We start from the raw sequence: 24,508 nt of genomic DNA on the forward strand, positions 1-24,508 counted from the left end.
CACCGGTAAGTGCCATGGGTTAGGGTCTGCACACGGTAAGCCATCTCCGGTCCGCCTCCGCGCGGGCCCGTCGGGGCCCGCCCCACACCGCTTTCGGGGGATGCGACCGGCTCTGTGAACTTTTGCCGGATTCGTGCGAACCACTGGCGGACATGTGCATGTCTCAGTAAGGTAACGGATCATGTTCGCCGACACTCCTTCGGTGCCCCCGACGCGCGCCACGCGGCACCGGACCGGCCGGTCTCCCGCAACACCTGGCAGGTCGGTGCCCTCCCCCCGACCGACGAGTCCGGGGCGACGAAGAACAAACCCCACATCCCCGTACGACGGAGTCCCTAGTGGCCTCATCCTTGACCAGTCCGACGACCCCGCGAGCGAAGGGGGACCGGCGCGGCGCGAGCTCTGGTTCACCGAACGCCCGTCCACCGGAGAACGCGCCCGGTCGTGACGCCCGTCTGGACAACGCCAAGTTCATCCTGATCGCCCTGGTCGTCATCGGCCACGCGATCGAACCGCTCAGCGACTACAGGCCCTCCAGTGCCCTCTACTACTGGATCTACTTCTTCCACATGCCCGCGTTCATCATGATCAGCGGCTACCTCTCGCGGTCCTTCGACGCGTCGTCGAAGCGAGTGGAGAAGCTGTTCCTGTCGTTGGCGGTGCCCTATCTCATCTTCTGGACCCTGCACCAGACGTTCTACGCGGTCGAGCGCGGTGGTCTTCCCGACACCCTGTCGATCCTCAAGCCCACCTGGACCCTCTGGTTCCTGGTGGCGCTCTTCGTGTGGCGGCTGACCGTTCCGGTGTGGCAGCGGTTGCGTTGGCCCGTGGCCATCTCCCTGGCCATCTCGCTCTTCGCCACGACGACGGACCTGGGCACCACCCTGTCCGTGGGTCGTGTGCTCAGCCTGCTGCCCTTCTTCGTGCTGGGACTCAGCCTGCGCCGTGAGCACTTCGCCCATCTGGACCGGCTCTGGGTACGAATCTGCTCCGTGGTGGTCATGTTGGTGACGGCCGTCCTCGCCGTGCCGGTCTCCGACCGCTTCAGCCGGGACTGGCTGTTCTGGCGGGACAGCCTCACCGACCGCGACATCGATCCCCTCATGCCGAGCATCCTCATCCGGATGATCTTCATGGCCATCGCACTGGCCATGACGTTCGCGATGCTCGCGCTCACCCCCAAGCGGCGCACCTGGTTCACGTCGCTGGGCGCCTACACCCTGTTCGTGTACCTGGGTCACTCCGTGATCCTGCTCGTGCTCAAGGCGTCCCCCTGGCACGACGTGATGTCCGGAGCCGTGGGCCTGGCCACCACCGTCGCGCTCGGCGCCGGGATCACCCTGCTGTTGTGCACCCCTTGGGTACGCAAGGCCATGGGGTGGGCGGTCGAACCCCAACTCACCTGGCTGCTCCGTCAGGACGACAAGGGGCTCGCCGGAGCGAAGGCCGACGCCGCCCGCGCGGCACCTGAACCCGGACCCGAGGAGAAGAACCCGGCCCCCAAGACCTCGGTCTAAAAGATACGAAAGAAGGGGCGGTGCGCACCGCCCCTTCTTTCATGCCGGAAGGTCCCGGGCTCAGTCCTCGGTTCCGGCCGAAGGAGCCGCGGTGAGTTCGCGACGACGCACCTCGAAGCGGCGCGTCTCCTTCCACAGCCGCAGTACCAGGACCACCTCGAAGAGGGCCAGAGCCAGGACGGAGAAGACCGCCACCGGGATGATGAGGCTGTTCAGCGGAGTGAAGAACGCCACGATCACGGTGATCGGGGCGACCACGCACAGGAACATCTCGAACTCGATGCCGCTGAACAGGTGCGGACGCACGCGGTGCCGCATCAGCAGGCCGCGGGCCCGCGGGTACAGGCCCTTGGACGACGCGGAGGTCGCCTTGCTCTCGGACTCGGCGGACTCGTCGTCCTCGGGATCGGCGGCCTGGGAGGAGGTCGCGTAGTCGTGCACCCGGTCGGCGTCACCGGAGGCGATCGCCAGGGCCTGCCTCATGGACTTGCGGGTCTTGGCGACCTGGGAACCGTTGAGGTAGCGCAGCAGGTCGAAGAAGACCACCACGGGCGCGACGATCAGGTAGGCGGGGTCGTCGGTGATCAACCACTGCCCGATGAGCAGCGTCATCACGCAACCGAAGAAGCGGATGCGGTCGAAGACGAAGTCGACCCACGCCCCGAAGATCGAACCGTTGCCCTTCAACCGGGCGATCTTGCCGTCCATGCAGTCCAGCACGAAGCTCAGGTGGAACAGCAGGGCGCCGGCCACCAGCCAGATCCACCCGGTGTCACCGGCCCAGATCGGAGCGAGGAAGCACAGGGCGGAGAACAACCCCAGTACCCCGGCGCCCAGTGTGAGCTGGTTGGGGGTGATGTTCGTGCGGTTCGCCGTCCACACCACCAGCCGGCCGGCCAACGGGTCGACCAGGAAGACGGTCCACCAGGCATCCTTGGCCTTGTAGGTCTCTTCCTTGACTTGCGCGAGAGTGAAACGCGACATGCTGGATTTCTCCTGAAGGGATCTGGTGTCCCCTGCGCCCACCGGCGGCGGCGTCGTGTCACCGGCTCCGGGCATGGGTCAGGCACCGAGTCGAGGTGGGAATCGAGTCATCATTACAGACGGAGGTACCTCCAAGGTAGTCGGTCACGGCATACTTGAGTCGTAAGAGGGGGATCAACAGGGTGCCGCCGGCGCCTAACGGCGGAGTGGTCCACCCCCTTCGGTCTCGACCGAGGTAGAGGCATTGCGTTTTCTCAACGACCAGGTTCCCGATCAGGACCTGACGTACAGCGACGTGTTCATGGTCCCGGGCCGCAGCGCCGTGGGTTCCCGTCTCAGCGTGGACCTTTCGTCGCCGGACGGTACGGGGACCACCATCCCGTTGGTCGTGTCGAACATGACCGCGGTGGCCGGTCGGCGCATGGCGGAGACCATCGCCCGACGCGGCGGGATCGCCGTCATCCCACAGGACATCCCCATCGAGGTGGTGTCCGATGTCATCTCTTGGACCAAGCAGCGGAACCTGGTCTACGACACCGCCATCACCCTCAACCCGACGAGCACCGTCGGCGAGGCCCTCAACCTGCTGCCCAAGCGGGCGCACAACGCGGTGATCGTCGTCGACGACGACCGGCGTCCGCTCGGTGTGGTCACCGAGGCCGACTGCGCGGGCGTGGACCGCTTCGCACAGCTGCGCGACGTGATGTCCGACGAGTTGCTGACCATCCCCGCGGGCACCGAGCCCCGTGAGGCGTTCGGCATACTGCACGACTTCCGCCACCGGTTGGCCCCGGTCGTGGACGAACAGGGCGCCCTGGTGGGTGTGCTCACCCGCACCGGCGCGCTGCGCTCCACGCTGTACACGCCGGCCGTGGACTCGGAGAACCGGCTCCGCGTGGCCGCCGCCGTGGGCATCAACGGCGACGTGGCGGGCAAGGCCGCCGAGTTGCTGGCGGCGGGCGCGGACACGCTGGTGATCGACACCGCGCACGGCCACCAGGAGAAGATGATCGCCGCGATCGAGAAGGTCCGCGCGCTCTCTCCGAACGTGCCGATCGTGGCGGGCAACATCGTCACCGCACAGGGCACCCGCGACCTCATCGAGGCCGGCGCCGACATCGTGAAGGTCGGCGTGGGCCCGGGTGCGATGTGCACCACCCGGATGATGACCGCGGTGGGCAGGCCGCAGTTCTCCGCCGTGCTGGAGTGCGCGGCCGCCGCCCGTGACATGGGCGGACACGTGTGGGCCGACGGCGGTGTGCGCCACCCGCGCGACGTCGCGCTCGCCCTGGCCGCCGGCGCCTCCAACGTCATGGTGGGCTCGTGGTTCGCGGGCACCTATGAGTCTCCGGGCGACGTCCTGCGCGACGCGCAGGGCCGCCAGTACAAGGAGAGCTTCGGGATGGCCTCGGCCCGCGCGGTGAAGCTGCGCACCGCCGAGGACTCGCCGTTCGAGCGGGCCCGCAAGGCCCTGTTCGAGGAGGGCATCTCGACGGGTCGGATGTACCTGGACTCCGAGCGTCCGGGTGTGGAGGACCTCGTCGACCAGATCATCGCGGGTGTGCGCAGCTCCATGACGTACGCGGGCGCCACCTCGCCGGCCGAGTTCCACGAGCGTGCCGTGGTGGGCGTGCAGAGCGCCGCCGGCTACAACGAGGGGCGCCCCGTGGAGAACGGCTGGTAGACCCCGGCCACGGCGGACGACGAAGGGGGGAGGGGCTTCGGGCCCCTCCCCCGCTTCTCGTGTTCAGGCGCCCGTCGTCCCGCCCTTGGCCTTGTACTCCTTCCGGTACGCCCCGCACATGCGGTCGGCGTGCCGGATGGGTTCGGGGATGCGGTACTTGGGTGACATCCGCAGGATGAGGTCGGCGGCTCCGGCCAGGTCCACCCGGTGGCCCACGGACACGTACACCGGCTTGGTGCGGCTCCGGGTGCGCAGGGTGCGGCCGATCACCTCGCCGCCTTGTTCGGCGAGGGTCTCGGTGTCCTCGACGAGTTCGGAGCGTCCGGCCACCATGGGGGTCCAGGAACCACGTTCCTCGCCGGGCAGGGTGTTCCGTCCGTAGAGCACCGTCTTGGCGGAGCCGACCACGCGGGCGTCGAGGAGGACGCCGAGGTGGCTGGCGATCCCGAAGCGGCGGGGGTGGGCCAGGCCGAAGCCGTCGCTGACGAAGACGTCGGGGGTGACGTTCAACCCCTCGATGGCCTTGAGGACCGGCGGCAGCTCACGGAAGGCGAACAACCCGGAGATGTAGGGGAAGGAAGGGGTGTCGGCGACCAGGGAGGTGTCGACGACCTCCAGGGTGCGTGCGTCGAGGACCACCGCGGCGGCGGCGAGTTCGGTGTCGCCCACCCCGTAGCTGACGTCCAGGCCACAGACCAGTTCCACCGCGTCGGCGTCGAGTGGTTCGGAGCGCACGCGGTCGGCGAGCGACCGTTGGCGGGCCACCGCCTCCTTGGGGTCCATCGGCCAGTTCTCCGGGTCGTCCAGTGCCTTGGCCGCCCGTTCGGCGATCTCCGTCATCGGTCCCCCACCATCTTCCGCCTGTCTGCCAGGCGCAGTCTAGGCCGTACACCTCGGGCCATGCCCCCGTACACGGCCCGAGGTGGATCAGTGCGCGGCGCGTTCCACGGTGAACGGCTCTCCGTTCGCAGGGACCCCCACCCCGGCCCAGGTGAAGGGGAGACCGCCGGCCCGGTCCGGGTCGGCGTGGTCCATCAGTTGGAAGTGCAGGTGCGGTTCGGAGGAGTTGCCGGAGTTCCCGCACTCGCCGATCTTGTGGCCCGCGACGACGTGGTCGCCCTCCCGCACGGCGACGGAACCCTGCCGAATGTGGGCGTAGGCGGCGTACACACCGTCGCCCAGGTCGAGGATCACGTGGTTGCCGAGGATGCGACCTGGTCCGCCCAGGGCTCGGACGAAACCTTCCAGGAAGAGGTAGAGCAACCCCGGATAGGAGTTGCGGCTGAGGTGGTCGCGCTGTCCGTCCGAGGTGTGCACGACCGTGGCGTCGGCGACGGCGAACAGGGGCGCCCCGAAGGACGGGAAGTCGGCGGCCGGGCGCATGACCGGCCGCCAACCGTCGACGATCGGGCGACCGGAGTCGATGAGGATGTCGATCGCGAAGGTCTGCCCGAGGCCGTGGGTGCCGTGGCTGGGCACCTTGTCGGAGGGTCCGTTGAGTCCGGTCCACTCGCCCTCCACCGGTGGCGCGACCTCGATGGGGGGCAGGTCGATGCGGCGCGAGGTCCGTCGTCCGGCGAGCGCCCCGCACGCCATCGCGGCGAGGTAGAGGGCGAGCGCCGGCACGGCGACCAGGAAGCCCGCGTAGCCGGGGATGGGCGCGCCCAGGTTCGACGCGATGACCAGCACGAACACCACGGCCGTCAGCACGAAGAAGATCCGTGTCAGCACGGCACCCGTCTTGCGCAGCCTCACTTCGTTCATGGCCCCTCCTTGTCTCGTCCGCCCTGTCCACAGGATTACGCAATTACGTATCTATTGCAATAGATACGGGAAAACGAGTGAACCTGTGCGGGAGACCACAGTCCCGGGCGATCGCGGCGCGGGTTCGACACAGTACGGTGGAACCCGAATTTGTACTGACTGGTCAGTTCAAAAATAGGAGGACACCAGGAATGCGTCGGGCCACCGGAGCACGCGTGCACGCCGAGGACGTCACGCTCACCACCCGTGAGGGCCCCGTCTACACGGGGGTCGACCTCACCGCCCGGCCGGGAACGCTCACCGTCTTCCAGGCGGACTCCGGCGGAGGCCGCAGCTCCCTGCTCCTCACCCTCACCGGGCGTATGCGCCCCACCGGGGGCGAACTGCACGTCGACGGCCACCCGCTGCCCGAACAGGCGCGCAAGGTCCGCCGCATCAGTGCCCTCGGCCTCATGGACGACGTCAACGTGCTCGACGAACGCCTGCGTGTACGCGAACACCTCTCCGAGGCCCGCCTGCTGCGACTACGCCCCGCCGCGAGCACCGTCGCCGACGAGGCCATGGCGGCGGTCGGCCTGTCCGACCTGGACCGGAGCACCCTCATCAAGGAACTACCGATGCCCGAACGCCGACGCCTGGGCATGGCCCTGGGACTGGTGCACGAGCCCCGCCTACTGGCGGTGGACGACGTCGACGGCGGGCTGAGCCCCCAGAACCAGGCCGCCATGTGGCGCACCCTCAAGGACCTGTCCGACGAAGGACTCACCGTCATCGCCACCTGCGCCGACGCCCGGGAACTGGCCACGGTGGCCGATCACGACACCCAAGGACCGATCCCCATCCGGCAGCGCGACCGCCGCGAGGGAGGCGCCCACCGTGTCCAGGACTGACCGGACCCCGCGCCCGCGCCCGCTGGCCGTCCCCCGCCTCGGGCTGCTCACCATGCGGTCCTTCCTGCGGTCGCCCCTTCCCACCGCCGCGCTGGCCGCCCTGACGCTCATCCCCCTGCTCTACTCGGGGATGTACCTGTGGTCCTTCTGGGACCCCTTCGACCGCATGGAACACCTGCCCGTCGCCCTCGTCGTCGAGGACGAGGGGGCCGAGGTGGACGGTGAGCGGATCAACGCCGGCGAGGAACTCTCCGACACCCTCCTGGAACGCGGTGACCTCGACTGGCGCCTCGTCGACGCCGACGACGCCGCCCGAGGCCTCGCCGGTGGCGACTACTACGTCACCCTCACCGTCCCCGACCACTTCAGCGAGTCCCTCACCTCGCCCTCGCGCGAGCGGGAGGACCCCACCACCGCCCTGCTCGTCGCGAACTACAACGACTCCAACAGCTACATCGTCCGCCAGCTGGCCGGCAGCGCCTTCAACGAGATCCGCCAGGCCGCCGCCTCCTCCGCGATCAGCGACTACCTCGACCAGATCTTCCTCGGCTTCAACGAGATCCACGACAAGACCGAGGAGGCCGCCGACGGGGCCGACCGGCTCTCCGAGGGCGCGGGCGACGCCGAGAGCGGTTCCGGTGAACTCTCCGACGGCATCGACGACGCGCACACCGGAGCGGGCTCCCTCGACGAGGGGATCGGCGACCTGTACGAGGGTTCCAAGACGCTGGCGAGCGGCGCCGGCGACGCCTCCGAGCAGGTCTCCGCCAAGGTCGACGAGCTGGACACATTGGCCGACGACGTCCTCCCCCGGGTCGAGGAGGACATCCCCGACATCCAGGAGCGCGCCGAGCTGATCGCCGACGTGGCCGCCGGGGTGAACGACGCCCTCGACGAACTACCCGAGGAGATCGACGTCTCCGGCATGGAGGAGGTCGACGGCCGCCTCACCGCCTACCTGGAGGAGAACCCCGAGCTGGAACGGGAACAGCCCGAACTGCACGTGCTGCTGACCGACCTCCAGGACGCCATGGACACCGCCCTGGACGTGGCCGGGTTCGTCGACGACAACCGCGCGCAGATCGACGCGACCGCCGACGACGCCGCCGCGCTGAGCGAGCGCGCCACCGAGATCGCCGACGACCTGCCCGACATCGTGGGCCAGGCCGAGGACGCCCGCGATCAGATCGACGAACTGGACGAGGGATTGGCCGACCTGGCCGAAGGCGCCGGGAAGCTCCGCGACGGGCTGTCCACCGCGTCCGAGGGCGCGGGTGAGCTCAACACCGGTCTGGGCACCATCGGCGACGGCGCGGGCGACCTGCACGACGGGCTCGGGGAACTGTCGTCGGGCTCCGACGAGCTCGCCTCCGGCCTGGCCGATGGGGTGGAGGAGATGCCCACCTACTCCGACGACGGGCGGACCACCGCCGCCGAGATGATGAGCGACCCCGTCCGGCTGGACAGCGAGGTCGACAACGAAGTGCCCGACTACGGCACCGGATTCGCCCCGTTCTTCGTACCCCTGTCCCTGTGGGTGGGCGCGATGGTCGTGTTCATGGTGTTGCCGGCCCTGTCCGACCGCGCCCTGGCCTCGTCCGCGCCGTCCTGGCGGGTGGCGTGGGCCGGTCGGGTGGCGCCCATGGTGCTCGGCTGGGCGCAGGTGGCGGTCATGATGGCCGTCCTGCACCTGGGGTTGGGCCTGGAATCGGTGAACTGGCCGCTGATGCTGGCGTTCCTGTTGCTCACCGCGTCCGCGTTCGCCGCCACCGTGCAGTTCCTGACCGTTCGGCTCAAGGCGGCCGGTCGTGTGGTGGCGCTGGGGCTGCTGGTGCTCCAGTTGACCTCCGCCGGTGGCACCTATCCGATCGAGACCAGCCCGGGCTTCTTCCAGGCCATCGGGCCCTACCTACCGTTGTACTGGGGTGTGACCGCGATGCGGCACCTGATCGGTGGCGGTGACATGGCGTTGGTCGCACAGGCCTTCGGGGTGATGTCCCTGTGGTTGGTGATACCCCTGTTGTTGACGTGGCTCGCCGTGGCCCGCAAGCGCTCATGGACGATGTCCACGCTCCATCCGGCCTTGAGGATTTGACCGGCGGGCACAATGGAGGCGATGAACGTGCAGACCCCGGGCCCGGCCCGACGTGTGGGAGGCCGCCGCGAGGCGACCCGACGCAAGCTCTTCGAGGCCGCCGTGACCCTGGTGTCCGAACAGGGATACGGCGCCACCACGGTGGACGAGATCGCCGAACGGGCGGGAGTCGCCAAGGGCACCGTCTACTACAACTTCGGGGGCAAGGACGAGTTGTACGCCGCCCTGCTGGAATGGGGCGTGACCCGGCTGGCCGACACCCTGCGGCAGGCCGTCCCAGGTCCCGAGGTCGAGCCCCGCCAGGCGCTGACCGAAGTGCTGCGGGCCGGTGTGGTGTTCATCGGCGCCCACGAGGCGCTGGCCCGGCTGCTCATGGCGGAGACCTGGCGCACCAACCGCTCCTGGTACACCACCGTCCGACAGATCCGCACCCAGGCGATCGGGGTCATCACCGAACAGCTCGACGCGATGGTCGAACGTGGTCTGACCCGGCCGGACCTGGACACTTCACTTGCGGGATCCGCCCTGTTCGGCATGGTGGTGACCGTGGCACTCGACTGGCGGACGCTCCAACCCGAACGTCCCGTGGAGGAGATCCACACCACCCTTGCGCACGTGGCCGACGGATTGATCGGCTCCCCCACCCCGACGCGCTGAGCGTCACCCCCACCCCGCGCGAACCCGGAAGGACTCCCCCGACATGGCCGACCTCTATCCCCTGTTGCCGGCTCTGGCCGGAGCGATCATCCTGTTGGTCGTCGCCCGGGACACCCGAATGGAGCTACGCCTGATCAGACACGGCGTGCGGGCCAAGGCCCGGGTCATCGGCTACCACGAGACCTCGGTCGCGTCCCGGATGATCGTGCAGTTCCAGACCGAGGACGGCAAGGAGGTCCACGCCGAGCACGAGAACACGGGGTGGACCGCCTCCCGCGCGGGGGAGATCGTCACCGTCTCCTACGACCCGGACAGCCCCGAGCGGGCCCGGATCGTCTCCGCCCCCTGGTTGAGCCACTACGTGCGGGCGCTGTTCGGCACCCTGGGTCTGATCCTGGTACTGGCCGGGATGTTCCTCGGTTATCTGAACTGGAACGAGACCCCCTGAGGCTCATACGGGGGTGGGCCGCCGCTCCGGTGGGCCGGGGTGTTCGGTGTCGGGCGCCGAGTAGCGCACCAGACGTCCGGGCAGCCCGCCGTCCAGGGTGGCGCGGGTACGGACCCGGGTCCCGCAGACCAGGTCGACCAGTCCCGTGCCGTCGGAGCGCACCAGCGCGGTGCAGGCGTGCAGGGCGACCACGATCAGTGACCACCACCCCAGGCCGAGGGCGATGAGCGCCACGATGGGCGCGTGCAACAGGAGTGTGCGCGCCAGGACGCGGTGCCGGGCGGCCGGGCGGGCCGCCGTGGGTTCGGTCAGCGCGAGACGGACGGCGGAGCACCCCGGGGTGGACCGATCGCGACGCAGCAGGGGCAGGAAGAGCGAGAACACCACCGCCAGGCCGAGGAGCATGGCGGCGCGCACCTCGTTCTCGGCTCCGGGTTCGACCACTCCATAGGCGTGCGCCAGCGCGACGACGAGGGCCGATCCGTACCACCACGACCCCAGGTCCAGCAGGACGCCGAGAACCCGGCGGGTGAGGTCGGGGAGGCCGCGGTCGGGCACCGCGCCCGGCCAGGAGCGATGCGGACCCCACGGCCACAGCGCCGGCACCAGGCGGGCCAGGAGCCACCCGAGGAGGACCCCGGCCACGGCGATCCCCGTGAGCGCGCTCGCGTCGTCGGCGTAGGAACAGGGGTAGAGGCCCAACACTCCGGTCGCCCGGATCGCGGTCACCGCCAACGCCAGTGCCGTTCCCAGGGCGATGGTGACCAGGAGACCTCGACGGAAGCGGGCGCGGGCCAGGATTCCGACCGGGAGGAACACCCCGAGGGCGAGCAGGGCCGAGCCCACGTCCAGGGCGGGTGCCGGTCGAGGCACTACCGGGCACAACCCGTCGATGGAGGTCGGCAGGGGCCAGACCGCGTAGGCGGCCAGACCGATTCCGCTGAGCAGCGCGGCCAGTGTGAGCTGTCCGGGCCAGCCGACCAGGCGACCGTAGCGCCGGTGTTGTCCGCGTAGGTAGAGGGCGGACCCGATCACCATCAGCAGTGGCAGGCCGACCACCGCCACGTCGATGGCGGCCTGTCCCCCGCCGAACGCCTGCCCCATGGTGTCCCTCTCCCCGTTCCCGCGCCTCCGGGCCGCAACGCTAGTACGGACGAGGGCGAGGTGGGCGCGGTACCGAGTTTTTGGAACCCCATACCCATTGGTACGACGGTCGTATGTACCGGTGAATAACTGTTGTCGTACCCCTATGGCCGCATGTGACCTTTGTCCTATAGTCGTGCGCAACATCAGCACCATACTCACCAGTAGGTGGCAGACCAGCACTTGTATGAACATTTCACCGGTTCATGGCAGACTGCCTCCACCCCCGGATAATCCGGCGTTTCCCAGCCGAGATACGATCCCCAAAGCCGAAAACCCCCATATGTGGTTACTCTGCGGCAAGACCGTGTCACCCACACCCCAGGAGGGGCACGGCGTCTGGGCGGGAGGCGGTGTGCACACGCCGGTCGCGAAGAGCGACGAGGCGGACACGCCCCCGAGCCCGAATGACTCACCCCATGACGCGGAGCGACAGGAGCATCGTGCAGGCAGTACCGAGAAAACGTGGGCGTACGATCACCGCCCGTATCCGCGCCATGGTCATGATCCCCACGACCGCCCTGCTCGTGCTGTGGCTGGCCCTCACCATCGTTCTCAGTGGTGACGCGGCCTACCAGATCATCCGGGCCAAGGGCACCGAGGATCTGCTCACCCCTGCCGCGGTCGGCCTCGTGGACGCCATGACCGAACGCTCGGCCACGATCGCCTATCTGGAGAACCCCGACGACGCCGACCTCTCCCAGAGGATGGCCGAGGCCCGGCAGAGCACCGACGAGTCCCTCGGTGTGATCGTCGAGGACCTCATGGGCTTCGCCGACCTGGCCCCCGGTGACGGCGGCATGCACATCGAGATGCTGTACGGCATGTACCAGGACATCGACCAGACGCGCGAGGCCATCGACTCCGGTGACGCGGGCCGCGACGACGTCCTGGACTACTACAACGAGCTCATCCAACACGGCTCCGACAGCTTCGACAGCCAGGGCCGCACCGGTAACGACGGCGACGCGGTCAACCCCGGCTTCAGCGCGGTGTACATGTTCCGCACCGTGGACATCCTCGCCCAGGCCGACGCCCAGATCGCCCGAGGCTTCGCCACCGACGAACTCAGCGTCGAGGACCAACGCGAGTTCACCGCCATGATGGGCTCCTACGAGGCGTTTCTGCACGCCAACGCCCCCTACCTGGGGGGTCCCGGCCAGCAGGAGCGCTACGAGGCCGTCCTGGAAAGTCCCGAGTACGCGGCCCTGCAACAGATGCGGGCCGAGATCTCCGGTCGTGAGGTCGAGACCGAGACCACCACCGACCCGGTCACCCTCGCCCCGGAGACCGTCGACGACCTGTCCATGCCGGTGGACGAGGCCGCGTGGGACCAGGCCTACGGGCACGTCCTGACCGAACTCACCGCCCTGGGCGCCGACGAGGCCGACTACACGGCCACCGTGATCCGCAGGGACGCCAACCGAGCCGTGATGCTCGCGGTCGGCGGCAGCCTCAGTGTGGCCGCCGTGGCCGGTGCCGCCTTCTACCTGGCACGGCGTTCCTCCCGCAACCTCACCGAACGCCTGCTGACGCTGCGAGACGAGTCGCAGTCGCTGGCCGAGGAGCGTCTCCCCTCCATCATGGGGCGCCTGCACCGCGGCGATCGGGTCGACACCACCACCGAACTCCCCGAGCTGCGTGTCGAGGACGACGAGATCGGTGACGTCGCCAAGGCCTTCAACACCGCCCAGCGCGCCGCTGTCGATGAGGCCGTGCAGCAGACCGAACTGCGTCACGGCATCAACCGCGTCTTCCTCAACATCGCGCACCGCAGCCAGACCCTGGTCCACCGCCAGCTGCGCCTGCTGGACAAGATGGAGCGCGAGCAGGAGGACCCGGAGCAGCTCTCCCAGCTGTTCAAGCTGGACCACCTGGCGACCCGTTCGCGTCGTAACGCCGAGAACCTGCTGATCCTCGGCGGTGAGGCCCCCGGTCGCACCTGGCACCGCCCGATGCCACTGATCGACGTCCTGCGCGGCGCGATCTCCGAATCCGGTGACTACACCCGGGTCAAGCGCGAGCGCATCGCCCGGGTCGACCTCAACGGCCCCGCCGTCGCCGACGTCATCCACCTCGTCGCCGAGCTGGTCGACAACGCCGCCATGTTCTCGCCCCCGCACACGAACGTCCGGCTGAGCAGCGATGACGTGCCCAACGGCGTGACGGTCGAGATCGAGGACCGCGGCCTGGGCATGACCGAGAGCGAGCTGGAGTCGGCCAACTCCCTGTTGGCCGAGCCGCCCGAGTTCGACGTCATGCGGCTCAACGAGAAGATGCGTCTGGGTCTGTTCGTGGTCTCGCACCTGGCCCACCGCCACGGCATCCGTGTGCACCTGCGTCCCTCGCCCTATGGCGGTGTGCAGGCCATCGTCCTGCTGCCGCAGGAGATCATCTCCGGTGACCGCACCCCGCTGACCTCCTCCCAGGACTCCAAGGAGGACATCTGGGAGGTGCGCGAGATCGTCGATCGCACCCCCGAGGCCGCCCTGGAGTCAGGTCGGACCGACGGTGAGGGAGACACCGACAAGCCGTTGCTGACCTCGGTCGCCACTCCGGTCGAACCGAGCACGGGTGAGGACGTCCTGGCCGGGCCCGGGGACGAGCGTCCTCCGCTGCCCACCCGCGGCTCCCGGATCAGCGCCGTGCCCGACACCTCGACCGAGGCCAAGGCGCCATCGACCCCGTCTGCTCCTTCGGCCCCGGAGACGGTGCCGTCCGGCGGTGGCCGACCGGCGCTGCCCAAACGACGCCCACAGGAGAACCTCGCACCCCAGTTGGCCGACGACCCCTCCTCCGAGGGCTCGGGCGGACCCGCCTCCGGCTCACGGGACGTGACCCCGCACGCGCTCGACAGCTCGGAACGGCTGGAACGTCTGCGCAAGAACATGTCCGCGTTCCAGAGGGGGACGGACCGTGGACGACGTGAGGGCCGGCAGAACACCAACGACACCGACAAGGACTCGTAACCGTGACCAGTATCGAAAGCGCAGGCGGGACCGCCGGCAAGAAGGACATCGACTGGCTGCTCGACGAGCTGCTGGACCGCGCGGTCGGTTCCCGGCACGCGATCGTCCTCTCGGCCGACGGCCTGCTCATCGGCCGTTCCCGTGACCTGGTCAAGGAGGACGCCGAGCACCTGTCCGCCGTGGCCTCCGCGTTCCAGAGTCTGGCCCGGGGCACCGGCCGCCACTTCGGCGGCGGCGAGGTACTCCAGACGGTCGTCGAAATGGAGCAGGCCTACCTGTTCGTCACCGGTGCGGGACGTGGCGCCTGCCTCGCCGTCCTGGCCGAGGAGAGCGCCGACGTGGGACTCATCGCCTACGAGATGAACGTCCTGGTCGAGCAGGTGGGCCGTTACATGGACGCCGCGCCTCGCCACGAGGGCGCTACTCCCGAAGCCAACCGATAGGGGTCGGTATGCAAGCGCATGACGAGTTCCCGGGCGGTATACGTCCCGTCCCACCCCAGCGTGACGTGGTGGGCGACTACGGCGAGGATTCCGCCCCCGAGGAGGCCGGCCCGCTCGTACGCCCCTACGTGATCGCGCAGGGCCGCGACCACGCGGACACCGTCCAGTTGGACATGATCAGCGTGGTGATCGCGGCCAAGCGGGCCGAGGTCGACGAACTGGCCCTCGAACCGGAACAGCTGCGCATCCTGGAGCTGTGCCGAAGGCCGCAGTCGGTGGCCGAGGTCTCCGCTCACCTGGACATCCCGGTCGCCGTGGTCAAGGTGCTGATCAGCGACCTGCTCAACCGGGGCCTCGCCCTGGCCAGAGCCCCCTACAAAGCAAAGAGCCCGGTGAGCCGGGACGTACTCCAGGCGGTACTCGATGGCATCCACAGACTCTGACCCTGGCACCGAGGCCCCGGTTCCCTCGGCCCTGAAGATCCTGGTCGCCGGTGGCTTCGGCGCCGGAAAGACCACCTTGGTCGGTGCGGTCAGCGAGATCGCCCCGCTCAGCACCGAGGAGGTGATGACCGAGGCCAGCTACGGGGTCGACGACCTGTCCGGGGTGGAGTCCAAGTCGACCACCACGGTGGCGCTGGACTTCGGCCGCATCACCATCAACGAGAGCCTGGTGCTGTACCTGTTCGGCACACCCGGCCAGGAGCGTTTCTGGTTCATGTGGGAGGAGCTGTCGGAGGGCGCCCTCGGCGCCATCGTCATCGCCGACACCCGTCGCCTGGAGACGTGCTTCGCCGCGGTGGACTTCTTCGAGCGTCGCGGCGTGCCTTTCGTGGTCGCGGTGAACTGCTTCGAGGGAGCCCACCTGTACGAACCGGAAGAGGTCCGCGAGGCGTTGAGCCTGAACCCGGAGATCCCGGTCGTCCTGTGCGACGCCCGCGACCGGAAGTCCGCCAAGGATGTGCTGCTGACCCTGGTCAACCGCGTCGCCGAGAGCGTCAGCGCCTGACGGCCCCGGATCGTTAGGCGGTGGACACCCCCCACTTCCCCTGTACACGCGGGCCTTCCGGGTAAAGTCGGGGCGACGAAACGGAGTGACGTTTCGTGTACCCGACGACCCTGGATCCGTCTCGGGCGGGCCAGGACGAAGGTGGGAGTTCCCATGAGACGTTTCGACCTGCACGACAAGATCCAGAAACTGGACGCCGAAGCGGACTGCGAGGAGATCGTCCGCCTCCTGGGAACGCGGGAGTTCCCCTGGGACATCGAACAGGCTCTGGGCCTGGCGCTGTACCGCACCTACGCCATGCCCAGCGTCGGACAACTGCTCGGTGACACCCATGAGTTCACCGAACGCACCCAGCACCGCTACGACGACACCGCGCTGATCCTGAACGACATCATGGAGCACGGTTTCGGCCCCGGCCGCGGCCGTGACGCGCTGCGTCGGATGAACCAGATGCACCGCTCCTACGAGATCAGCAACGAGGACTACCTCTACGTCCTGAGCACCTTCGTCGTCATGCCGGTCCGCTGGCTCAACGACTACGGTTACGGATGGCGCCGCCTCACCGACCACGAGATCGCCGCGAGCACCAACTACTACCGCAAGCTCGGCAAGCACATGGCGATCAAGGACATCCCGGAGACCTACGAAGAGTTCCGCCGGCTCATGGACTCCATGGAGGCGGAGCACTTCGCCTACACCGAGGGCGGCCGCGCGGTCTCCGACGCCACCCTCGAACTGATGGTGAACTTCTACCCGTCCTGGCAGCGCCCGCTGGTCCGTCCCTTCACCAAGGCCCTGTTGGAGGACGGCCTGATCAAGGCGTTCGACTACCCGGAACCGTCCGCCTTCTGGCGCAAGGCCAGTGACCTGGCGATGAAGGGCCGGGCCAAGGTGGTGCGGCGGATGAAGCCGCGCGAGGAACCGCGTTGGGCCCGGATGAGCCCCAACATCCGCATGTACCCCGACGGCTACGACCCCTCCCGCATCGGCACCTTCCCCAAGGGTTGCCCGGTCCCCCACGACATGCTCACCCAGGAGGTCGCCGCCACCGGAGCGAAGGTCCCCGCTCCCGGCCAGGCCATCGCCCCCGAACGGCGTTGACACCCCTCCCCGGAGGACCCCTGAGACATGAGCCGGGCCCTGGGCCGGGCATCGCCTCGCACCGGACCTACGCGGTCCCCGGCCTCGGTGAACTCCTCGATCGGACCGATGGGTTCACCGAGGCCTGAGCGACCGCCGCCGCGTGGATGCGCAGGAAGGCGTCCACTCCCGACCGGACCACCGCGCGCACCTCTTCCTCCGGCAGCGGCAGCGCCCCGAAGAACGCCCGGTTGTTGACGGGACTGCGCACCAGGGCCATGTAGTGGCCCGCCGCCTCGTCCTCCTCATCGGGTTCGAGTGCCAACAGGCCGCGGTCGGCCATGCCCCTCAGGTACGTGGCCAGGGTCCGCAGCGAAAGGCCGGGGCCGCGCGCCGTCCACACCCTGGCGGCGTCCGGGAAGTGCGCGGCCTCGGAGATGAGCAACCGGACCAGGGCGCCGTGGTCGGGTCGGCGTCCGTTCGGGGAGAGCCACTCGTCCCCGAAGGCGATCAGCGCGGTCCGGGCGTCCTCGGCGTCGGCGAGGTGGCGTTCGGCGATGCGGGCGTGGTCGGCCGCCAACGCGGCGCTGCTGCGCTCCACGATCGTGACGAACAGTTCCCGTTTGTCGGCGAAGTGGTTGTAGATGGTGCGTTTGGAGACCCCGGCGTCGGCGGCGATGGCGTCCACCGAGGCTCGGGTGTAGCCCTCATGGAGGAACACACGCAGCGCCGCCTCCACGATCGCCTCGCGTTTGACCTCGGAACGGCGTGCGCGCGCCTCATCACAGGGGTCCGTCATCGCCCACCTCCACCGTGGCCGCACCGATCCGTCTACCCCCACCAGTCTGGCGCACCTTCGGTGGTCCCCGACCGTCTCCTCGGGAAACTGCACCGTGTAGTTTCCTTGTGATGGCCGAGCACGATACCTCCCAGACCACGCCGGACCCCTCCCTGGCTCCCGCCCCCATGCCCGCTCCCACCCGACTCGACCCCGCGTTGTGGAAACTCGCCGGGGTCCTCCTCGTCGGGGCGATGGCCGCGCTACTCGACACCACCATCGTCAACGTGGCGGTCGACCACCTGTCCCACGCCCTGGACGCCCCCGTGTCCACCGCCCAATGGGTGGCCAGTGCCTACCTGCTCTCCACCGCCTCCGTCATCCCGGTGACCGGTTGGGCCGTGGACCGGTTCGGACAACGCGCCACCTGGATGATGGCGCTGGGCCTGTTCGGTCTGGGGTCGTTGCTGTGCGCGACGGCCTGGTCGATCGAGAGCCTCATCGCGTTCCGCGTGATCACCGGGTTGGGCAGCGGCATGGTCCTGCCCCTGGTCATGACGGTGCTGGTGCAGGCCGCCGGACCGCAGCGCCTGGGGCGGGCCATCGGGCTACTGAGCGTGCCGATCCAGATCGCGCCCGCCATGGGCCCGGTCCTGGGCGGTCTGGTCCTGGACTCGCTGGGGTGGCGCTGGATCTTCCTGGTGTCGATCCCCCTGGTGGTGCTCGCCATGATCCTGGGCGTGCGCGGTGTGGAGCGCGGTGATCCGCGGTCGAGTGAGCGGCTGGACGTGCTGGGGTTGGCGTTGCTCTCCCCCGGGATCGCGACCATGCTCTACGGGTTGTCGGTGCTGGGCGACGTCCGGTTCGCGCCGGTGTTCGTCGCCGTGGGGCTGCTCCTCATCGCGGGTTTCGCGGTGCACTCCCTGCGTCGTCGCTCCGGCGGCCCCGCCCCCGTGATCGACCTGCGGCTCTTCGGTGACGTGCTGTTCCGGTTGGGCGCGATGCTCATGTTCGTGTTCGGGCTGTGCATCTGGGCGGGCATGTTCCTACTGCCGTTGTTCTTCCAGCAGGTGCAGGGGACCACGGCGTTGACGGCGGGGCTGTTGATGGCCCCGATGGCGGCCGGGGTGGCTCTGGTCAACCTGTTCGTCGGCCCGATCGCCGACCGCAGCGGCCCCCGCTACCTGGTCGTGGGCGGGTTGCTGGTGGGCGCCGTGGCCACCGCGCCGTTCGCCGTGGCGGGACCGGACACCTCGCAGGCGCTGCTCGCCTCGGCGATGTTCGTACGCGGTCTGGGTCTGGGTACCGCGATGGTCCCGATGTTGGCCACCGCCTACCGCGGGTTGCCCTCCGACCAGGTGCCCCGTGCCAGCAGCGCCCTGAACGTGACCCAGCGGATCGGCGCCGCGGTGGGCACGGCCGCGCTCGCCCTGTTGCTGTCATCGCTGCTCGCCGGCGGCACCGTCCCCACCTTGGCGTTCCAGGCCACCTTCTGGTGGATGACCGGGCTGACGGCGCTGGCGCTGATCCCGGCGATGTTCCTTCCCAAGGCCCGCCCCTGACCTTCAGCGCCCCAATCTGCGCCAGATCGGCCGCGGCATCAGCCGCATTCCCGTGAACACCGGCCGCAGAACGCTCGGCGCCCACACGGTGGTCGCCCTGCCCCGCAACCCCTTGGCCACGGCATCGGCGACCTGGCCCGGCGTGGCGGGGAAGGGCGCCGGGTCCACGTGCGCGGACATGCGGGTGGCCACGTACCCCGGGCGCACCACCAGAACGCGTGCGCCGCTGCCGTGCAGAGAGTCCGCCAGCCCTTGCGCGAACCCGTCCAGGCCGGCCTTCGCGGACCCGTAGACGAAGTTGGCGCGGCGCACCCGGACCCCCGCCACGGACGACAGCACCACGAGCGTGCCGTGGCCCTGTTCGCGCAGCCTGGCGGCGACGGCCAGGTCGACCGACACGTGTCCGGTGAAGTTCACCGCCGCCGAACGGGCGGCGGCGTGCGGGTCCCCGTCGTACTCGGCCTGCTCCCCCAACACACCGAACGCGTCCACCACCACGTCCAGGTCGCCGACCAGCTCCACGGCGGCGGCCACCGTGTCGGCGTGGGTGTCGGTCGCCTCGGCCTCGAACTCCAAGGAATGGACGGTGGCGCCCAACGCCTTCAGGACGCTCGGCGGTTCGGCGACCCCGCCACGGGCGGCCAGGACCACCTCGCGGGCGCCCTCGCGCACCAGTCGTTCGACCACGGCGAGGCCGATCTCGCTGCGCCCGCCGAGCAACAGCACGGTGCGCACCTTTCCCAGCGAGTCGCGCATGGGGTTTCCTTCCGGTCCGGGTGGGTGGTTCAGAGGAGCCGCAGCCGGCGGGCCAGGTCGGAGACGAGGACCCCGTCGGGGTCGACCCGTTCGCGCACCTTCCGCCAGGCGGGCAGGTCGGGGTACATGGCGTGCACGGCCTCGGCGTCCGCCCGGCTGTCCTTGGCCAGGTACAGACGTCCGCCGGCGGCGAGCACCCGTTCGTCGAAACCTCGCAGCAGCCCGGCCAGACCGGGGAACTCGGCGGGCAGGTCCAGGGCGAGCGTCCACCCGGGTCGGGGGAACGAGAGCGGCCCCGGGGTGGGCGCGCCCATGCGTTTGAGGACCGCCAGGAACGAGGGCGCGCCGGCCTTCGACAACCCCTCCACGACGTGGCGCAGGGTGCCCTCCTCCCCGAAGGGCACCACGAACTGGTACTGCACGAACCCGTGCGGACCGTACATGCGGTTCCAGCCCCGCACCTTGTCCAGCGGGTGGAAGAACCCGCCCAGCGGTCGGGCCTGCCCCCGCCTGCGCTCGGGCGCAGCGTGGTGGTAGGCGGTGTTGAAGGCGCCGACGGTCGCCCGGTTGAGCAGGCGCGGCGGCGCCCACGGCGGTGCGCTCAGTGGAGCACTCGGGCGGTACCGGAGGGGTTCGCGGCGCAGCGGCGCGGGCAGGTCGGTGACGCGGGCGTGGTGGGCCCGGGTCAGCACCCCGCGACCGGTGGCGGCCCCCCGGGCGAGCAGGTCCACCCAGCACACCGTGTACCGGTAGTCCTGGTCGGTGCGCTCCATCAGGTCCAGCGTGGAGTCGAGGTCGCCGGTCCGGTCGGTGTCCACCCGCATGTGCGCGGTCTCCACGGGGATCACCCCCAGACGCACGGAGGTGATGACCCCGGTCAGGCCCATCCCGCCGACGGTGGCCCAGAACAGTTCGGTGTCACCGTGGTCGGGACCGATCTCCAGGGCCTCGCCTCGGGGCGTGAGGAGGGTCAGGGAACGCACGTGGGCGCCGATGGAGGAGTCGACGTGATGGTTCTTACCGTGGACGTCGGCGGCGATCGCCCCGCCCAGGGTCACGTGTCCGGTCCCGGGGGTGACGGGTGGGAAGTACCCGCGCCGCAGCAGGTGCGCCATGAGTCGGCGCAGACTCGTACCGGCCGGCGCGGTGACCTCGCCGAGGTCGGGATCGAGCCGGGGCGGTCCGGTGAGTTCGGTGCAGTCCAGGACGAGTCCTCCGGCGGCCTGCGCGGCGTCGCCGTAGGAACGGCCCAGTCCACGGGCCAGTGCGCCGCGCGGCCCGGCCTGGGCCAACGCCTCCGCGGCCTGTTCGGCGGTGCGCGGGCGCACCACGGTGGCGGCGGTGGGGGCGGTGCGGCCCCACCCGGTGAGGAGGGTCGGTCGACTCACAGGTAGATCCCCAGTCCGACCAGGAGGACGAGGGCCACGAGGACGAGCTGCAGGGGGCGGTCCCGCAACGCGATCTCCTCGGGTTCCTCGCCCGCGCCCCGGTCCACGAGCAGGTTGTAGCGGAGCACGAACATGATGAACGGAACGATACTGGCCGCGTGGAACGGGGACTGCGGTCCCGCGGACTGTTCCAGGGCCCAGAGACAGTAGGTGACGATCATGGCGCCGGAGGCGATCGTGCGCATCTGGGCCAGGTAGCCGGGCGTGTAGCCGAGCAGGGCGGCCCGGGTGGGGCGGGTCTCCTCGGGGGCCTCCGCGAGACCCCGCAGTTCCGCCTCTCGTTTGCCGACCACCACGAGCAGGGCGGCCAGCGACACCACGATCACGAACCACGAGGTCAGCGGCACCCCGACCACGTAACCGCCGGCCATGGCGCGCAGCACGTGACAGCCCGCCACCGCCACCAGGTCGACGATGACCATGTCCTTCAGAAACCAGGTGTAGGTCAGGGTGAGGACCACGTACACGCCGAGGACCACGCTCAGCCCCGGGCTCCCCAGCGCGAGGGAGGCCAGGGGCGCCACGGTCACGAACAGGACCCCGGCCACGACGGCCACGGGCACCGGGAGGGCTCCGGAGGCGATCGGGCGGTGACGCTTGCGCGGATGCCGCCGGTCACCGTCCACGTCACGGACGTCGTTGAGCAGGTAGGTGCCGCCGGCGGCCACACAGAACAGGGCGAAGGTCGCCGCGCACAACAGCAGGGAACGAGGATCGGTGAGCGCGCCGGCGGCGGCCGGGGCGGCGAAGACCAACAGGTTCTTGAGCCACTGTCGCGGGCGACAGGCCCGCAGCAGGGCCGAGGGCAGTCCCACGACGTCACTCCGCCCGGGTCGGTTCTCGGTCTCGGGGGCCGTGGTCACGCGTTCCCCCTCTGGGTCCGGCGATGGTACGTGGATGCGGGAACCGGACCGCCCACGGGGGTGGCGGGCGGTCCGGTGGGATGGTCCGGCTCGGGGCAGTGGCCGGGGGGATGGGGGGCGGTGGGGTCTACTGGGCGGCGCGGCGTCCGGTGACGAGCAGGACGACGGCGATGCCGATGAAGCCGACGCCGGCCACGAGCGAGACGATCGGCAGCGTGGTGTTCAGCAGCGGCAGGACCGCACGGGCCTGGTCGGTGTTCTCGATGGCGGCGGCGCGGGTGGCGTCGTCGTAGACGAGTTCACCGCTCATCATGGTCAGCACCTCTTCCCCGTCCACGACGACGACCTGGTGGTGGTCCTCGCTGACGTTGATCGGCGAACCACTGACCGGTTCGATCCAGTAGGTGCGGGTGATGGAGAAGGTCACGTCACCGACGACGTCGCCCTCACCGTCGAGACCGGCGACCTCACGCGGGATCTCCCGCTCACCGATGACGGTCGGGTCGACGGTCTGGACGAACTTGTAGGCCTCGACCCCGTCGACGTCCTCGACGCCCTGGAACTCCATGGGGACGACTTCCTCGACGGTCGTCTCGAAGAAGTCGTAGTCCCGCTGTTCGGTGTTGAACGGGAACTTCCAGGCCTGGCCGCTCTGGGTGACGCGCTCTTCGTTCACCATGGCGTCGCAGCAGTCGACCGCTTCACCCGTGACACGGTCGTGCCCGGTGCGCCGGCTACTGGAGCTGATCCCGAAGTCCGTGTCGGAGTCCTTGATCCAGGTGAACTGGTCCCACACCACCACGTCGTCGGTGCTGGAGGCCACGTCGGCACGCAGGGTGGAGTGCGCCTCGACCTGGGCGTTCTCCACCTGCTCGACGTCTTCGATGTTGAAGTAGGTGGCCTCGCCATTGAGGACGGTGGCGTTGTAGTAGTCCAGTGGAGTCTTCATCAGGGAAGTGGCCATCCACATGCGCATCATGGGTGCCAAAGCGAGACAGAAGACCCCCAGCGCGATGAGAACGACCGCAACGGTACGGCGCATGTGTGCCCTCCTGGGCGGATGAGAGTCCGGATCTGGAACTAGGTTCAGTTCCGGGTAGAGTACTGCCCAGTAGTGAACGACGTCACCTGGGCGTGTCTGAATTTTTATAACACGTTCTAGTGAAACGTGTTCTGGCTCCCTCCCGCCCAGGAAGGCCCCATGGCGCCCACGCCCACCGCGCCCGAGGACCCCACCTCCGGCAGCCCCCGGACCGACGCGGCCGACCCCGAGCGCACGCTCCCCCAGGTGAGCGGGCGCCACCACGCCCTCGACGGGATCCGCGCCCTCGCCTGCCTGATGGTCCTCATCGTGCACGTGTCGACCGAGACCGGGGACGCTCTCGCGCCCGGGATCCTCGGCGGGGTGCTCAGCGCGACGGCGCTCGCCGTCCCCCTGTTCTTCGCCCTGTCCGGAGTGCTGCTGTACCGCCCGTGGGCCCGCGCCGCCCTGGACGGCACCCGTGGCCCGAACGTGCCCTCCTACCTGTGGCGACGCGTGATGCGCGTCTTCCCCGCCTACTGGGTGGTGGCGACCACCGCGCTGGTGCTGTGGGCCGGGGAGCACCGCGATTCGGTGGTGCACTGGATCGAGGTCCTGACGCTGTCCTTCCCGTTCAACACCAGCCCCCACTGGGCGGGACCGGGACCCTACGGACTCGGACAGATGTGGAGCCTTTCGGTCGAGGTGTCCTTCTACCTCACGCTTCCGCTGTTCGCCGCGGTGCTGCACCTGTGGGCGCGCGGCGGCGCGACGGTGAACGCGCGCGGGAAACGGCTGCTCATCGGCCTGGCCACGATGACGGCGCTGTCGTTCCTCGCGTTGATCCCGCAGTACTTTCCCGAACCCAGCGAGCACATGCACTCCTGGCTGCCGCGCTGCATGGGCATGTTCGCGGTGGGCATGGGGTTGGCCGTCCTGTCGGAGTGGGCCTGGCGCGAACCCGGCGCGGACGGTCCGGTTCGCAGGCTCTGCCGCACCATCGCCGCCTCCCCCGGCCTGTGCTGGCTGGTGGCGGCCGCGTTCTTCCTGTTGGAGGCGACCCCCGCCGCGGGCGGCCGCTTCTTCGAGCCGGGCAACCTGTGGATCTCCGCGGTCGAGAACCTCACCAACATCGGCTTCGCGCTGTTCATGGTCGCCCCCGCGGCTCTGGCGCCCCGACCGAAGGAGGGGCCACCGCCGGCCCTGCGCACCGCCCAGGCGTGGCGGGACGGCGCGTGGCTGGACGCCGTCATGCGACACCGGGTGATGGTGTTCTTCGCACCGATCAGCTACGGGGTGTTCCTGTGGCAGTTCGTGGTGCTGTACCTGTGGCGCGACTTCACCGGGCAGGAGATCTTCGCCGGGTCGTTCTGGCTGGACATCATTCCGGTCCTGATC

The 24,508-nt window shown here is 69.4% G+C and carries 22 protein-coding genes; 13 read left to right on the forward strand and 9 right to left on the reverse strand.

Annotated elements, in window-relative coordinates; all coding sequences use genetic code 11:
- The first annotated feature begins 350 nt into the window (after positions 1-350).
- Positions 351-1,517, forward strand: a complete 1,167-nt coding sequence (locus ABZ717_RS21600) for an acyltransferase family protein (protein WP_358513324.1) — start codon at positions 351-353, stop codon at positions 1,515-1,517.
- A 60-nt stretch (positions 1,518-1,577) separates the two neighbouring features.
- On the opposite strand, the gene ABZ717_RS21605 is transcribed toward ABZ717_RS21600, so the two are convergent.
- A complete protein-coding gene (locus tag ABZ717_RS21605; RefSeq protein WP_358513326.1) occupies positions 1,578-2,501 on the reverse strand; it encodes a CDP-alcohol phosphatidyltransferase family protein in 924 nt (307 codons plus the stop codon).
- A gap of 244 nt (positions 2,502-2,745) precedes the next feature.
- On the opposite strand from ABZ717_RS21605, the gene ABZ717_RS21610 reads away from it, so the two are divergent.
- The gene (locus ABZ717_RS21610; protein ID WP_358513328.1) at positions 2,746-4,185 is read left to right on the forward strand and encodes a GuaB1 family IMP dehydrogenase-related protein; all 1,440 of its coding nucleotides are present in this window, start codon (positions 2,746-2,748) and stop codon (positions 4,183-4,185) included.
- Between the two features lie 63 nt (positions 4,186-4,248).
- On the opposite strand, the gene ABZ717_RS21615 is transcribed toward ABZ717_RS21610, so the two are convergent.
- Positions 4,249-5,025 carry an endonuclease V gene (locus ABZ717_RS21615; protein ID WP_358513330.1) on the reverse strand — a complete coding sequence of 259 codons (777 nt, stop codon included), beginning with the start codon at positions 5,023-5,025 and terminating at the stop codon, positions 4,249-4,251.
- 87 nt (positions 5,026-5,112) lie between these two features.
- A complete protein-coding gene (locus ABZ717_RS21620) occupies positions 5,113-5,949 on the reverse strand; it encodes a M23 family metallopeptidase (RefSeq protein WP_358513333.1) in 837 nt (278 codons plus the stop codon).
- A gap of 191 nt (positions 5,950-6,140) precedes the next feature.
- Here ABZ717_RS21620 and ABZ717_RS21625 point away from each other — a divergent pair, with 191 nt between their 5' ends.
- Genes ABZ717_RS21625 through ABZ717_RS21640 form a run of 4 tightly spaced genes read left to right on the forward strand, consistent with a single transcriptional unit; the run spans position 6,141 to position 10,039 of the window.
- Positions 6,141-6,839, forward strand: coding sequence for an ATP-binding cassette domain-containing protein (locus tag ABZ717_RS21625; RefSeq protein WP_358513335.1), 699 nt, complete (start codon positions 6,141-6,143; stop codon positions 6,837-6,839).
- Between the two features lie 52 nt (positions 6,840-6,891).
- A complete protein-coding gene (locus ABZ717_RS21630; protein WP_358513365.1) occupies positions 6,892-8,934 on the forward strand; it encodes a YhgE/Pip domain-containing protein in 2,043 nt (680 codons plus the stop codon).
- 12 nt (positions 8,935-8,946) lie between these two features.
- The gene (locus ABZ717_RS21635) at positions 8,947-9,591 is read left to right on the forward strand and encodes a TetR/AcrR family transcriptional regulator (RefSeq protein ID WP_358513337.1); all 645 of its coding nucleotides are present in this window, start codon (positions 8,947-8,949) and stop codon (positions 9,589-9,591) included.
- 43 nt (positions 9,592-9,634) lie between these two features.
- Positions 9,635-10,039, forward strand: coding sequence for a DUF3592 domain-containing protein (locus tag ABZ717_RS21640; RefSeq protein WP_358513339.1), 405 nt, complete (start codon positions 9,635-9,637; stop codon positions 10,037-10,039).
- Positions 10,040-10,042: 3 nt separating this feature from the next.
- Here the strand turns inward: ABZ717_RS21640 and ABZ717_RS21645 are convergent, their stop codons facing one another.
- Positions 10,043-11,143: an antibiotic resistance protein VanZ gene (locus ABZ717_RS21645; RefSeq protein ID WP_358513341.1), complete on the reverse strand. Its 1,101-nt coding sequence runs from the start codon at positions 11,141-11,143 to the stop codon at positions 10,043-10,045.
- Between the two features lie 458 nt (positions 11,144-11,601).
- Between ABZ717_RS21645 and ABZ717_RS21650 the strand changes: the two genes are divergently transcribed.
- The 5 genes from ABZ717_RS21650 to ABZ717_RS21670 all read left to right on the forward strand — a co-directional run bounded on the left by ABZ717_RS21650 (position 11,602) and on the right by ABZ717_RS21670 (position 16,703).
- The gene (locus ABZ717_RS21650) at positions 11,602-14,151 is read left to right on the forward strand and encodes a nitrate- and nitrite sensing domain-containing protein (RefSeq protein ID WP_358513343.1); all 2,550 of its coding nucleotides are present in this window, start codon (positions 11,602-11,604) and stop codon (positions 14,149-14,151) included.
- A gap of 2 nt (positions 14,152-14,153) precedes the next feature.
- Positions 14,154-14,594, forward strand: coding sequence for a roadblock/LC7 domain-containing protein (locus ABZ717_RS21655; protein WP_358513345.1), 441 nt, complete (start codon positions 14,154-14,156; stop codon positions 14,592-14,594).
- 8 nt (positions 14,595-14,602) lie between these two features.
- Positions 14,603-15,037 carry a DUF742 domain-containing protein gene (locus ABZ717_RS21660; RefSeq protein WP_358513347.1) on the forward strand — a complete coding sequence of 145 codons (435 nt, stop codon included), beginning with the start codon at positions 14,603-14,605 and terminating at the stop codon, positions 15,035-15,037.
- The gene (locus tag ABZ717_RS21665) at positions 15,018-15,602 is read left to right on the forward strand and encodes an ATP/GTP-binding protein (protein ID WP_358513349.1); all 585 of its coding nucleotides are present in this window, start codon (positions 15,018-15,020) and stop codon (positions 15,600-15,602) included. Before ABZ717_RS21660 ends, ABZ717_RS21665 begins: the two co-directional genes overlap by 20 nt.
- Positions 15,603-15,755: 153 nt before the next feature.
- Positions 15,756-16,703 carry an oxygenase MpaB family protein gene (locus tag ABZ717_RS21670; protein ID WP_358513351.1) on the forward strand — a complete coding sequence of 316 codons (948 nt, stop codon included), beginning with the start codon at positions 15,756-15,758 and terminating at the stop codon, positions 16,701-16,703.
- 67 nt (positions 16,704-16,770) lie between these two features.
- Here the strand turns inward: ABZ717_RS21670 and ABZ717_RS21675 are convergent, their stop codons facing one another.
- Complete coding sequence (locus ABZ717_RS21675; RefSeq protein ID WP_358513353.1) at positions 16,771-17,481, reverse strand: TetR/AcrR family transcriptional regulator; 711 nt, start codon at positions 17,479-17,481, stop codon at positions 16,771-16,773.
- Positions 17,482-17,591: 110 nt separating this feature from the next.
- Here ABZ717_RS21675 and ABZ717_RS21680 point away from each other — a divergent pair, with 110 nt between their 5' ends.
- Positions 17,592-19,022, forward strand: coding sequence for a DHA2 family efflux MFS transporter permease subunit (locus ABZ717_RS21680; RefSeq protein WP_358513355.1), 1,431 nt, complete (start codon positions 17,592-17,594; stop codon positions 19,020-19,022).
- Between the two features lie 3 nt (positions 19,023-19,025).
- Here the strand turns inward: ABZ717_RS21680 and ABZ717_RS21685 are convergent, their stop codons facing one another.
- The 4 genes from ABZ717_RS21685 to ABZ717_RS21700 all read right to left on the reverse strand — a co-directional run bounded on the left by ABZ717_RS21685 (position 19,026) and on the right by ABZ717_RS21700 (position 23,131).
- A complete protein-coding gene (locus ABZ717_RS21685; protein ID WP_358513357.1) occupies positions 19,026-19,778 on the reverse strand; it encodes a decaprenylphospho-beta-D-erythro-pentofuranosid-2-ulose 2-reductase in 753 nt (250 codons plus the stop codon).
- A gap of 29 nt (positions 19,779-19,807) precedes the next feature.
- On the reverse strand, positions 19,808-21,166 hold the full coding sequence (locus ABZ717_RS21690; protein WP_358513359.1) for an FAD-binding oxidoreductase: 1,359 nt from the start codon (positions 21,164-21,166) through the stop codon (positions 19,808-19,810).
- Positions 21,163-22,041: a decaprenyl-phosphate phosphoribosyltransferase gene (locus tag ABZ717_RS21695; RefSeq protein WP_358513367.1), complete on the reverse strand. Its 879-nt coding sequence runs from the start codon at positions 22,039-22,041 to the stop codon at positions 21,163-21,165. Before ABZ717_RS21695 ends, ABZ717_RS21690 begins: the two co-directional genes overlap by 4 nt.
- Before the next feature lie 175 nt (positions 22,042-22,216).
- A complete protein-coding gene (locus tag ABZ717_RS21700) occupies positions 22,217-23,131 on the reverse strand; it encodes a DUF3068 domain-containing protein (protein ID WP_358513361.1) in 915 nt (304 codons plus the stop codon).
- A gap of 159 nt (positions 23,132-23,290) precedes the next feature.
- On the opposite strand from ABZ717_RS21700, the gene ABZ717_RS21705 reads away from it, so the two are divergent.
- The coding region (locus tag ABZ717_RS21705; protein ID WP_358513363.1) for an acyltransferase at positions 23,291-24,508 on the forward strand (1,218 nt) is incomplete at its 3' end.

It is taken from the genome of Nocardiopsis sp. NPDC006832 (assembly GCF_040635885.1).
Lineage (GTDB): Bacteria > Actinomycetota > Actinomycetes > Streptosporangiales > Streptosporangiaceae > Nocardiopsis.